This is a genomic window from Streptomyces sp. NPDC058665 (assembly GCF_042714995.1).
In the GTDB taxonomy this organism is placed as follows: domain Bacteria; phylum Actinomycetota; class Actinomycetes; order Streptomycetales; family Streptomycetaceae; genus Streptomyces.
In genome coordinates this window covers 1-11,228 of record NZ_JBHXRX010000062.1, presented here as the reverse complement: position 1 = coordinate 11,228, position 11,228 = coordinate 1, and the positions used below count along the sequence as shown (strand labels likewise).

Annotated in this window: 11 protein-coding genes and 1 pseudogene; 7 read left to right on the top strand and 5 right to left on the bottom strand. The window is 71.2% G+C overall.

Features of this window, described 5'->3' with window-relative positions; translation table 11 throughout:
* Positions 1-10: 10 nt before the first annotated feature.
* On the top strand, positions 11-604 hold the full coding sequence (locus ACFWV8_RS30680) for a helix-turn-helix domain-containing protein (RefSeq protein WP_384211292.1): 594 nt from the start codon (positions 11-13) through the stop codon (positions 602-604).
* A 35-nt stretch (positions 605-639) separates the two neighbouring features.
* On the opposite strand, the gene ACFWV8_RS30675 is transcribed toward ACFWV8_RS30680, so the two are convergent.
* The gene (locus ACFWV8_RS30675; RefSeq protein WP_384211289.1) at positions 640-1,263 is read right to left on the bottom strand and encodes a hypothetical protein; all 624 of its coding nucleotides are present in this window, start codon (positions 1,261-1,263) and stop codon (positions 640-642) included.
* On the opposite strand from ACFWV8_RS30675, the pseudogene ACFWV8_RS30670 reads away from it, so the two are divergent.
* A pseudogene (locus ACFWV8_RS30670) lies at positions 1,165-1,452 on the top strand (SDR family oxidoreductase); the annotation flags it as partial. The gene ACFWV8_RS30675 and the pseudogene ACFWV8_RS30670 overlap by 99 nt on opposite strands.
* Before the next feature lie 10 nt (positions 1,453-1,462).
* Here ACFWV8_RS30670 and alc read toward each other — a convergent pair.
* Entirely contained in the window at positions 1,463-2,638 is a 1,176-nt protein-coding gene (gene alc / locus ACFWV8_RS30665; protein WP_384211397.1) for an allantoicase, read from the bottom strand.
* A 17-nt stretch (positions 2,639-2,655) separates the two neighbouring features.
* Positions 2,656-4,011 (bottom strand): allantoinase AllB, encoded by a 1,356-nt coding sequence (gene allB, locus ACFWV8_RS30660; protein ID WP_384211287.1) that lies wholly within the window; start codon positions 4,009-4,011, stop codon positions 2,656-2,658.
* 360 nt (positions 4,012-4,371) lie between these two features.
* On the opposite strand from allB, the gene ACFWV8_RS30655 reads away from it, so the two are divergent.
* On the top strand, positions 4,372-5,187 hold the full coding sequence (locus ACFWV8_RS30655) for an IclR family transcriptional regulator (protein ID WP_384211284.1): 816 nt from the start codon (positions 4,372-4,374) through the stop codon (positions 5,185-5,187).
* A gap of 200 nt (positions 5,188-5,387) precedes the next feature.
* Here ACFWV8_RS30655 and ACFWV8_RS30650 read toward each other — a convergent pair whose 3' ends face one another.
* The gene (locus ACFWV8_RS30650; protein ID WP_329379511.1) at positions 5,388-5,699 is read right to left on the bottom strand and encodes a DUF5955 family protein; all 312 of its coding nucleotides are present in this window, start codon (positions 5,697-5,699) and stop codon (positions 5,388-5,390) included.
* Positions 5,700-5,967: 268 nt separating this feature from the next.
* On the opposite strand from ACFWV8_RS30650, the gene ACFWV8_RS30645 reads away from it, so the two are divergent.
* The 3 genes from ACFWV8_RS30645 (at position 5,968) to ACFWV8_RS30635 (ending at position 8,770) form a co-directional block, all read left to right on the top strand.
* Positions 5,968-6,588 (top strand): NTP transferase domain-containing protein, encoded by a 621-nt coding sequence (locus tag ACFWV8_RS30645; protein ID WP_384211281.1) that lies wholly within the window; start codon positions 5,968-5,970, stop codon positions 6,586-6,588.
* 202 nt (positions 6,589-6,790) lie between these two features.
* Positions 6,791-8,413 (top strand): malate synthase A, encoded by a 1,623-nt coding sequence (aceB, locus tag ACFWV8_RS30640; protein WP_384211278.1) that lies wholly within the window; start codon positions 6,791-6,793, stop codon positions 8,411-8,413.
* Positions 8,414-8,479: 66 nt separating this feature from the next.
* Positions 8,480-8,770, top strand: coding sequence for a hypothetical protein (locus ACFWV8_RS30635; RefSeq protein WP_384211276.1), 291 nt, complete (start codon positions 8,480-8,482; stop codon positions 8,768-8,770).
* Positions 8,771-8,789: 19 nt separating this feature from the next.
* On the opposite strand, the gene ACFWV8_RS30630 is transcribed toward ACFWV8_RS30635, so the two are convergent.
* Positions 8,790-10,382: an NnrS multi-domain protein gene (locus ACFWV8_RS30630; RefSeq protein WP_384211273.1), complete on the bottom strand. Its 1,593-nt coding sequence runs from the start codon at positions 10,380-10,382 to the stop codon at positions 8,790-8,792.
* A 54-nt stretch (positions 10,383-10,436) separates the two neighbouring features.
* Here ACFWV8_RS30630 and ACFWV8_RS30625 point away from each other — a divergent pair, with 54 nt between their 5' ends.
* On the top strand, positions 10,437-11,051 hold the full coding sequence (locus ACFWV8_RS30625) for a TIGR03086 family metal-binding protein (protein ID WP_384211270.1): 615 nt from the start codon (positions 10,437-10,439) through the stop codon (positions 11,049-11,051).
* Positions 11,052-11,228 lie beyond the last annotated feature (177 nt).

Here is an 11,228-nt window from a genome sequence, read left to right as displayed (position 1 = left end):
GAGCGGCAGCGTGGACAGTACGACGAACGGCCCGGAACGGGCGGTGCCGGACACCGTGGCCGCGGGGCCGCGCGGCACGCTGGCCGCCAACGTCAAGCGGCTGCGGCTGACCAGGGGCTGGAGCGTGCGCGAGCTGTCCGCCCGCACCGGCACCAGCAAGGCCCTGATCTCCCAGATCGAACGCGCCGTCGCCAACCCGTCCGTCGAAGTGCTCGCCCGGATCGCGCACGCCTTGGACTCACCCGTCGACGAGATACTGCGGGCCCGTCTGACCGTGCCGGAGATCGCCCGGAGCGCCGACTTCGGCCCCGGCCCGGCCGACGAGACCATGGTGCAGCTGCTCTTCTCCTCCCACGAGCGGGCCAGGTTCGAGATGTACCGCTCCGCCCTGCCGCCGCACGCCCGCAGCCACCGCAGTACCCACGGAGCCGGCTCCACCGAGTACGTGGTGGTACTGCGCGGCACGGTGAACCTGGTCGTCGGCGAGCACACCCACCGTCTGGAGGAAGGCGACTGCGCCCGCTTCGCCTCCGACGAGGAGCACCACTACTCCACCGACATCCGGGCCGCCCTCACCCAGACCCTGATCGCCTACCCGGACTGACCCGCCGAGCCGGTACGCGAACAGGCATTGGGCTGTCACCGACGCGGGTGGGCAAGTCCCGTCTCTGACCGCGCAGATCGCGAGGGCGAGCGATCCGGGCGGCGAGCAGTTCCTCGCGCAGTTCTTCGCCGAACTCCTCGCCCGGCACAGGAAACCGACCCTGTGGACAGACGCCTCAGCCGCAGCGCGCTCTGGGAGATGAAGCCGAGGCCGCGCCACTCGAAGTGCGGCCGGAGCCGGAACACCTCGGACATCAGGGCCGGCGCGGCCGGATTGCCCTCTTCGCGTACGACGCGGCCGTACTGGTTCTCCACCTCGCAGCGGCCCTCGCGGATCTGCCGCAGCAGCATGGCGACGGAGGTGAGGATGTCCAGAGGTTCGAAGCCGGCGACCACGATCGGCTTTCCGTACACCTCGGGCACGAAGCGGTAGGGCCGGTTGCCGACGACGGTGGACACGTGCCCGGGGCCGAGGAATCCGTCCAGCCCCAGGTCCGGCGACTCCAGGATGGCCTTGAGCGGCGGGACGATGGTGACGTGGCTGCAGAAGACACTGAAGTTGGCCAGGCCTACGCGACGAGCAAGTCCGCGCTGATCGGGCTGACGAAGGCGGTGGCACGGGAGTTGGGCGAGCGGGGCATCACCGCGAACATCGCCCACCCGGGCCCGACGGACACCGACATGAACCCGGCCGACGGCGCGTACGCGGCGGGTCAGAGCGCGATGACGGCGCTCGGCCGGTACGGGTCCGCCGACGAGGTGGCGTCGATGGTGGCGTTCCTGGCGAGTGACGAGGCGGCGTATGTCACGGGCGCCGAGTTCGCGGTGGACGGCGGGCACGCCGCGTAGGCGGAGGCCGTCAGCCGTTCAACTCGCGGTGGCGGGCGGCCAGTCGGGTGGCGCCCTCCTCGGTGAGCGAGCCGAAGAGGCGCAGTCGGGAGATGCCGCCGTCCGGGAAGATGTCGATCCGGACCTGACGGGCCGTCACGGGACGGTCGAGGACGAAGCGGTGGTTGGTGTCGGGCTGGAGGCGGGTGCGGGGCAGGACCTCGGTCCACTCCCCGTCCCGCGCCCCGGCTCCGGGCTCACCGTCGCGTACCGAAAGGGCCGCCCAGCCCGCCGAGTTGCCCTTCAGATACGCCGTGTCGATCTCGACGGCGCGGATCTCGGACCGCTCGGCCAGCTCGTAGCGGATCCAGTCGTTGCCCCGGTCGCGGCGCCGGCGCGTCTCCCAGCCGTCGTCCATCTGGCGTGAGCGGCCCGGCTGGATGGTGTTGGTGGCGGGTGAGTAGAAGCGGTCGGATGCGTCCTCGACCCGGCCGCCGTTCTCCAGGGCGGCGAGGTCGAACGTACCGAGGGCGGCCAGCCACACCGGGTCGGGCGCGACATCGCCGTACACCCGCAGTCGCGCGATGCCGCCGTCGGGATGCTGGTTCACCCGCAGATGGGTGAAGCGCCGCTCGGCACGGACGGCGAAGCCGTTGGCAGCGTGTCCGCCAACGGCCGTACGCGGCACGAGAGTTGTCCAGTTCACACCGTCGGCCAGCAGCTCGGCCGGGGACGGCGAGCCGGGCAGCGACGTCGCTTCGACGGAGACGGCCCGCGGGTAGTTGCCCCGGAAGTGCGCCGTGTCGACAACGATTCCGCGTACGACACCAGGGGCACCGAGCCGTACGAGAGCCCAGTCGTGGTCCTCGTCGGCGGGGTGCGGCCGGTCGGCGGAGGCGCCGCGTCTGCGACGGGTCTCCCAGCCGTCCATGATCTTGCCCTTGTGCCCGAAACGCTCCGGATCGAACTCGGCGGGGCCGGGCTTGAGCAGATTCTCGCGCTCGGCGAAGAACTCGTCGTTGGCCGCGACGACCCCGGCGCCGAGCCTGCGGTCGGCCAGGTCGACAAGGTGGGTGAAGGGGTGGTCGGCGGAGCGGTAGTCCGCGTACGGGTCGCCGCCGCCGTACGGCGCTGCGTCACCGGTGAAGGCGGCTTCGGGCGGCGTCTGGGCAGTGGACGGGGTGGTCGGGGTCGAGGTCGGGGGCAGCGGGCTTGTGGGCACGGTCAGTTGGTCCTTTCGAGCAGTCGGCCCGAGGGCTCGGCGATGGCTCCGTCGGCGACGATCCGCCGGCCGCGCAGCCAGGTCGACCTGACGACGCCGTACAGCGTCCTGCCCGCGTACGCGGTGACACGGTTGCGGTGCTGGAGCGCGGCGGGGTCCACGGTGAACGAGTCGTCGGGCGCGAGCACCGCGAAGTCGGCGTCACGCCCCGCCTCGATGGCGCCTTTCCTGTCCAGCCCGGCCAGCGCGGCGGGGGCCGCCGACATCCAGCGGGCCACGTCGTCGAGCGAGTGACCGCGCCGGCGGGCCTCGGTCCACACCGCGGGCAGGCCGAGCTGGAGGGAGGAGATACCGCCCCACGCGGTCGCGAAGTCTGAGGTCTTGAGGTCGGTGGTGGAGGGCGAGTGGTCGGACACGACGCAGTCGATCGTCCCGTCGGCCAGCCCCCGCCAGAGGGCGTCCTGGTTCGCGGCCTCGCGGATGGGCGGGCAGCATTTGAACTCGGTGGCGCCGTCCGGGACTTCCTCGGCGGTGAGGGTGAGGAAGTGGGGGCAGGTCTCGACGGTCAGCCGTACGCCGTCCCGCCTGGCAGCGGCGATCAGCGGCAGCGCGTCGGCGGACGACAGGTGCAGGACATGGACCCGGGCGTCGAGCCCGCGCGCCGCCGCGATCAGCCCCTCTATCGCGGCGATTTCGGCGTCGCGGGGGCGGGAGGCGAGGAAGTCGGCGTACTTCGCGCCGGCGCGCTGCGGCGCTGCGGACAGTTCGCGCGGGTCCTCGGCGTGCACGATGAGCAGCCCGCCGAAGCCGGCGATCTCGGCGAGCGAACGGCCGAGCTGTGCGGCGTCCAGTTCGGGGAACTCCTCGACGCCGGACGGCGACAGGAACGCCTTGAAGCCGAACACCCCCGCCTCGTGAAGCGACTTGAGGTCCTTGACGTTGTCGGGCAGCGCGCCGCCCCAGAAGCCGACGTCGATGTGCGCCTTGCGGCCCGCGACCTCGCGCTTGATCCGGAGGTGGGCCGTCGTGGTGGTCGGCGGCAGGGAGTTGAGCGGCATGTCGATCAGGGTGGTGATGCCGCCGGACGCCGCCGCGCGCGTGGCGGTCCAGAAGCCCTCCCACTCGGCGCGGCCGGGGTCGTTCACATGCACATGGGTGTCGACGAGGCCGGGCAGTACGACGTCGTCGCCGACGTCCTCCAGCCGGGCGCCCGGCGGGGGCTCGCCGGACAGGTCGTGGGGGAGCACGGCGGTGATCGTGCCGGCGGCGACGGCGACCGACGCGGGGCGGGTGCCCTCGGGGGTGACGACGCGCGTCGAGCGCAGCACCAGGTCCACGTTCCGGTCCGGGCCGGTCATCGGCGCCACCCTCACTTCTCCGTCGGGTCCAGGGGGAATCCAGGAAATTCAACGAACTGTTGAAGGAGTCTTCATGCCCGACCGCCGGTCCGTCAAGGCCACTCCGCCCGCGGCGGTGCCCGCTGCACTACACTGAGGTGTTTCCACAGAGTGAAAATCGAATTTCGCAAGACAGAAGACCGCTCCACCGCCTACCGTACGGACCGATCACTCCAGGTGACGGACGACACCCGGACAGGCACCCTCTGACCGGCGAAGACGTGGATCGGCCCGCTGATCAGGACACCGGTCGCCCGCCTGGGCGCCCGGTAAACTGCTGACTCGCCCCACCCGTCCCGACGCCCCGAGAGGACCGTTGTTGTGCCGACGTCCAGCGCCGCCAGCGCCACCGACGCTGCCAAGCCCGCCTCCGCGAGCGGCGGCGTCCAGTCCCTGGAGCGCGCCTTCGATCTGCTGGAGCGGATGGCGGACGCGGGGGGCGAGGTCGGCCTGAGCGAGCTGTCGGCCAGCAGCGGTCTGCCCCTGCCGACCATTCACCGGCTGATGCGTACGCTCGTGGCCTGCGGTTACGTACGCCAGCAGGCGAACCGCCGGTACGCGCTCGGCCCGCGCCTCATCCGGCTGGGCGAGTCGGCGTCGCGGCTGCTCGGCACCTGGGCGCGGCCGTATCTGGCGCGGCTGGTCGAGGAGACCGGCGAGACGGCGAACATGGCGCTGCTCGACGGCGACGAGATCGTATATGTCGCGCAGGTGCCGTCCAAGCACTCGATGCGGATGTTCACCGAGGTCGGCCGGCGCGTGCTCCCCCACTCCACGGGCGTGGGCAAGGCGCTGCTCGCGCACACGTCGGCCGATGAGGTACGGGCGCTGCTCGCGCGTACGGGTATGCCCGCGGCCACGGAGAAGACGATCACGACGCCCGACGGCTTCCTCGACGCGCTGGAGGCCGTTCGCGCGGCCGGTTACGCGGTGGACGACAACGAGCAGGAGATGGGGGTCCGCTGCCTGGCGGTTCCGGTGCCCAACTCCCCCACCCCGGCGGCGATTTCGATCTCGGGTCCGGCCGGACGCGTCACGGAGACGGCCACCGAGCGGATCGTGCCAATACTCCAGGAAGTGGCGCGGGACCTGTCCGAGGTCCTGGCGAGCACGGCGGCGGCCCACCAGCAGTCCTGAGCCCTCTGCCGCCCGCCCGGAAGCCGGGGATCCACCGGACAGGACCTGGCTGCCGTACGCCCCAATCCCCTGGGGCGTACGGCGCTCAGGCGCCTCTGATCCGGTACCCGATACCTGAAAGACCGGGTGGGCGGCGGCGCGTCATACGGTGGTGCTGGTCATGCAGGTCATGCGGGTCGTGCTGATGGCACCGGTGGTTCTCAGTGCCCTAACTCTCCGAAGAGGTCTACCGCCTTCCTGACATCCATCAGGGTGGGCGCCAGAGCGCTCACCGAGCCGATCGAACCGACGATCAGCAGCAGCGAGCGGCGCATCCGCCGGATCTCCGGATCGCCTCCCGCCACCATCGCGGCCATCGCGGCAAGTTCTTCCTCCGCGATTCCCCTGTCTCTGAACTCACTCGGATACGCGGCGAGTTCCCGTCTCAGTCGCGCCACGGCGAACCGCAGCCCGGTCAGCCGGGGATCCTCACCCTGCTCTGTCACTCGCGTATGCCCCACGCTCCGCAACAAAGTTCTCCCCCTCGCACGCCATCGTGCTTGTGCCTTCGGCATGATGCCCGCCCCTCCGGCGCCTCCCTGTTGACACGCCTGGCGCCGTGAGACGCCGCACAGTAAACGCCACCCGGGAGGCCTTCCGCCACCGAATGAACAGGATTCAACTTGTTGAAGTGACGTATCGCCAGGTGAGCGCCCGACAACGTTCTGACGCGCCGTCCGACACGGACGGAAGGGACGGGGGCTGCGGAGCGCGAAAGGCCAGGTGAGGTAAGGAGAACCTATGGAAAAGAACGATCACGGAGAGTCGCCGGTCGCGGGGCTCCTGCTCGCGGCCGGCGGGGGCCGGCGGCTGGGCGGCCGGCCGAAGGCGCTGCTGCCGTTCCGGGGGCGTCCGCTGGTGGAGCACGCCGTGCGGTCGCTGCGGGAGGGCGGCTGCGAGCAGGTGTACGTGGTGCTCGGCGCCGCCGCCGGCGAGGTACGGGTCCGCGCCCAACTGCCGGACTGCGTACTGGTCGACAACCGTCGGTGGGCCGGCGGCATGGGCTCGTCCCTGCGGGCCGGACTCGCCTCGCTGACGGAAGCCGCCACGCACCGCGCGGCCCTGCTGATGCTGGTCGACCAGCCGGGCATCGGTCCGGCGGCCGTGGCACGGGTCCGGGCCGCGTACCGCTCCCCGGGCACGCTCGCCTCGGCCTCCTACGGAGGCGAGCGCGGGCATCCGGTGCTGCTCGGCGCGGACCACTGGGCCGGGATCGCGGCGGGTGCGACGGGCGATCAGGGGGCACGCGGGTATCTGAGAGACCGTGCGCGGGACGTCGTTCTCGTCGAGTGCGGGGATGTCGCGGACGCGTACGACATCGACACGGAGGAGGATCTGACGCACCTTGAGCAAGGACGGTGACACTGAGCGCCACGGTCTCTCGCCCCGGAGAATCTCGACATCAACAAACCATTGAACTTCCACCATGAGGAAACTAGTATCCACAGGCCAGAAGCGCCCGACCCCCCGGAAGGCGCCCGTGACCCGGCCCGGAGCCCCGGCACCCAGTGCCCCCACGGTGATCCGGCGGTCGCCGGAAGCCCCGTCGAAGGAGTGACAGCTCATGTCCGCAGCAGCGCCGTCCCCACTGGCCGTCGTCGATGCCGACACCCTGCCCCGGCAGGACGAGGTCCTCACCGACGCGGCTCTCGCCTTCGTGGCCGAGTTGCACCGCAGGTTCACCCCCCGCCGTGACGAGCTCCTGATCCGCAGGGGTGAGCGGCGCGCGGAGATCGCCCGTACGTCGACGCTGGACTTCCCGCCGGAGACGGCGGCCGTACGGGAGGACGACTCCTGGCGGGTCGCGCCGGCCCCGGCCGCGCTGGAGGACCGCCGGGTGGAGATCACCGGGCCCACCGACCGCAAGATGACGGTCAACGCGCTGAACTCCGGCGCGAAGATCTGGCTCGCGGACTTCGAGGACGCCTCCGCTCCCACGTGGGAGAACGTCATCACCGGCCAGCTCAATCTGATGGACGCCTACGCGCGGAAGGTCGACTTCACCGACCCGGTGGCCGGTAAGTCGTACGCGCTGAAGGCCGCCGGCGAACTCGCGACGGTCGTCACCCGCCCGCGCGGCTGGCACCTGGACGAGCGCCACCTGCGCCTCGGGGACCGCGCGGTCCCCGGCGCGCTGGTCGACTTCGGGCTCTACTTCTTCCACAACGCCCAGCGTCTGATCGAGCTGGGCAAGGGCCCGTACTTCTATCTCCCGAAGACCGAGTCGTACCTCGAAGCACGGCTGTGGAACGACGTGTTCGTCTTCGCGCAGGAGTACGTGGGAATCCCGCAGGGCACCGTCCGCGCGACCGTACTGATCGAGACCATCACCGCGGCGTACGAGATGGACGAGATCCTGTACGAACTCCGGGACCACGCCTCCGGGTTGAACGCCGGCCGCTGGGACTACCTCTTCTCGATCGTCAAGAACTTCCGTGACGGGGGAGCCAAGTTCGTGCTGCCGGACCGCAACGCGGTCACGATGACGGCTCCGTTCATGCGCGCGTACACCGAACTCCTCGTCCGCACCTGCCACAGGCGCGGCGCCCATGCCATCGGCGGCATGGCGGCCTTCATCCCCTCCCGGCGGGACCCCGAGGTCAACAAGGTCGCCTTCGCCAAGGTCAAGGACGACAAGGACCGCGAGGCGGCGGACGGCTTCGACGGCTCCTGGGTCGCCCATCCCGACCTGGTCCCGATCGCGATGGCCTCCTTCGACGCGGTCCTCGGCGAACGCCCCCACCAGAAGGACCGCCTGCGCGAGGACGTGTCGGTGACCGCGGCCGAGCTGATCGCGATCGACTCCCTCGATGCCAGGCCCACCTACCAGGGTCTGGTGGGCGCGGTCCAGGTCGGCATCCGCTACATCGAGGCGTGGCTCCGTGGCCTCGGCGCGGTCGCCATCTTCAACCTGATGGAGGACGCGGCGACGGCGGAGATCTCCCGCTCCCAGATCTGGCAGTGGATCAACGCGGGAGTCGTCTTCGAGAACGGGGAGACGGCCACCGCCGGGCTGGCCCGCGAGATCGCCTCGGCGGAACTGGCGGCGATCCGCGCGGAGATCGGCGAGGAGGCGTTCACCACGGGCAAGTGGCAGCAGGCCCACGACCTGCTGCTGACAGTGGCGCTGGACGAGACGTACGAGGACTTCCTGACCCTGCCGGCGTACGAACAACTGCGGGGCTGAGCCGCGTCTTCACGACACCTTCACGGGGTATCGTCCCCCCGCCATCACTCACTGGGGGGGGGACGCATGAAGCGGTGGGCGAACGAAGGCCCGAACGGCCCGCGCCCGATGACACCTGCCCTGCGGGTGGAGATCAGATCGGATCTCAACCATGCGCGGGGGCGGATGATCTACGGGGTCGTACTGGCCGCCCTGGGTGTCGGGGTGAACATCTGGACGTTCACGAACGGCATCGGCCATATCGCGGTCCTCGTCGGCGGCCTCGCCCTCGGCCCCCTGGTGTTCCTGGGCGGCTACGTCTCGGACCTGCGGATACGGCGGTATCTGCGCAAGCACGATGTCTCGATCGACGCGTGAAGGGCCGACGCCCCCGATCTCACTTGGTGCCCGCCTTCCACGCCGCGGCGGGGAACGCGCACGTCGCCCCCGCGTGCTCGGCGGGCAGCAGGCGGACCTGGGAGGCGGGGACTTTGAAGGCCGCTTCGGTGCCCTCGTTCCACAGGGCCGCCTCTCCCCCGGTGACACCGAACGACAGAAGAGGGCGGGCCGGGTCGAGTTCGCCGTCCTGGACGTTCAACTCGGCCTTGGGGACGGTCGGTTCGACGCAGGTCCAGGCCGGTTCGACGCCGAAGTACGACGGTGGGCGCGTCCGCTGCGCCGCCGCCGACTTCACCTCGTCGACCGCCGCGCCGGCCGACTCCAGTGCCAGCAGGCTCACCTGAGCGGCCACCAGGAGTTGCGCGGCCACGTACAGCGGGGCGTTCAACTGCTCGCCGGGACGCAGAAAGGTGGCGTGGACGTGCTTGGCCATCCCCCAGAGGGCCGGCACGACCAACGCCACGCTCAGGAAGCTCAGCAGCTTCAGCGCGGAGGCGGTCTGCCAGATGCCGGGGACGTCCAAGTCCCCCCGCTTCAGGCCCAGTTCCGTCGCGTAGATCGCGTGCAGCACCGATCCTGACGCCACGGTGAACGACGCGACGAGCGTGAGCGTCACCGGCGCCGCCCAGGCCAGCCACTCGCCCCAGGTCCACTGGCGCACCAGCAGCCAGATGCCGGTGATGGTGACCAGCACCGCCGCGAACGCCAGCATCTGCAACGGGGTCCAGCCTTCGCCGCCCGGCCCGATGGGGGCGAGTGCGAGCACGAGAAGGAAGCCCGACGCCAGAAAGGTGGCGAAGACACCGAGCGCGCGTCCGCCGGACTGGAACATCAGGCTGCCGACGCGCAGGGCCACCACGAAGCACACGGCGGCGAACACCACCCACAGCCAGGTGCGGAAGCCCGACTGCTGCCTCGCGACCACCGCGCAGAACGCCATCGCCGCCAGCCAGGCGAAGAGCCTGTACGTCCAGCGCTGCCGGTCCTCCTCGCGGCGCGGCACGATGTGGGCGCGCTCCTTCCCGTGCAGCGCGCGTACGTCGGAGCCGGTGCCCGCGGGGGCGCCGCCGCCCGGCAGGGTCATCCGGGACAGCCGTCTGGCCTCCGAAGCCGTACCGGTGACGAGCATGCCGGTGTCGTAGCGCCCTCGCCGCTCCCTGTACCGGGCGCGCGCCAGGGTCAGCCGCCGGCGGAGCCGCCCGGGGACGGTGAGCGGGCGGGGCGCCGGGGCGGGTGCGGGGCGATGGGTGACCGTGTGGACCAGCCACTCGGTCAGCTCCTCACGGTCCCGCTCGACCAGTTCGCAACGGCGTACGTGCATCTCCAGCCGCGCGGCCTTCGCCAGCCGCTCCACGCGCCAGGCCGCCGCGCGCTCGGTCCTTCGGTTGCGCGCGCCGAACAGCCGGACCTCCACGACATAGAGCCGCGAGCCCGGCACCGGGCGCAGTACGCCGGCGGATATCCCCTCGCCCCGTACGGAACTGTCGACCAGGGGCCACCCTCGTTGCTCGAACTCCCGCTCCGCCTGGTCCCAGTCGCGCTGCCGCCCTCTGACCTCGACCAGGGCCAGCACCCGTTGGTCGTACCGCACACCCCGCACCCGAATCCCCCGATGAGTTCTGGTCGGCGGTGGGGTCTACCCCACATGGACACCCCTACCGATACACGATTTCCCGACCACGGACCCGTCTGTCGCAGCATCGCCGGGCTGCTCGACGGAATTGACGAGAAGCATCTCGCGTCGCCCACGCCCTGCCCGGAGTACAGCGTGCGTGAACTGCTCGCGCATCTGGTCGGGCTGACCCTCGCCTTCCGGGACGCCGGCAAGAAGGAGCTGGGGGTGACGACCGACTCGTCGCCGAGCGAGGCGCTGCCCCAACTGCCGGACGGCTGGCGGGCCGCGCTGCTCACACAGATGGACGGGCTCGTCGAGGTCTGGCGGTCGCCCGACGCCTGGCAGGGCTTCACCCGGGCCGGCGGGGTGGATCTGCCGGGCGAGGTCGCGGGGGTCGTCGCGCTGAACGAGCTGGTGGTGCACGGCTGGGATCTGGCGCGCAGCACCGGCCAGGCGTACGAGGTCGACCGGGCGAGCCTGGAGGCGACGCTCTCCTTCCTCGAACCGGCGGCGGCGAGCGCGGAGTCGGGCGACGGACCCGAGGGCCTGTTCGGCCCTCCGGTCCGCCTCCCGGACGGCGCGCCACTGCTCGACCGGGTGATCGGCCTGAGCGGCCGCCGACCGGACTGGCAGCCGGGGCGGTAGTTCGGGGACCGGCCCGGGGTGGGCGCGTCGCCGGGGAGCGCGCCCACCCCGGGTGTCCTGGGCCGTGTCGTCGAAGTAGCGCCGTCCGCCTGCAAGGCGGGGCCCGCGGCGTCTGGTGCGGTGCATCGCAAGGCGGAGGATCGTGCTCGTACTGGACGTACTCGCACGACTCCGACA

Coding starts and splice junctions, on each gene's coding strand:
- ACFWV8_RS30625 (WP_384211270.1), top strand. CDS start 10,437: ATGGACACCCCTACCGATACACGATTTCCCGACCACGGACCCGTCTGT.
- aceB (WP_384211278.1), top strand. CDS start 6,791: ATGTCCGCAGCAGCGCCGTCCCCACTGGCCGTCGTCGATGCCGACACC.
- ACFWV8_RS30635 (WP_384211276.1), top strand. CDS start 8,480: ATGAAGCGGTGGGCGAACGAAGGCCCGAACGGCCCGCGCCCGATGACA.
- allB (WP_384211287.1), bottom strand. CDS start 4,011: ATGACCGGCCCGGACCGGAACGTGGACCTGGTGCTGCGCTCGACGCGC.
- ACFWV8_RS30645 (WP_384211281.1), top strand. CDS start 5,968: ATGGAAAAGAACGATCACGGAGAGTCGCCGGTCGCGGGGCTCCTGCTC.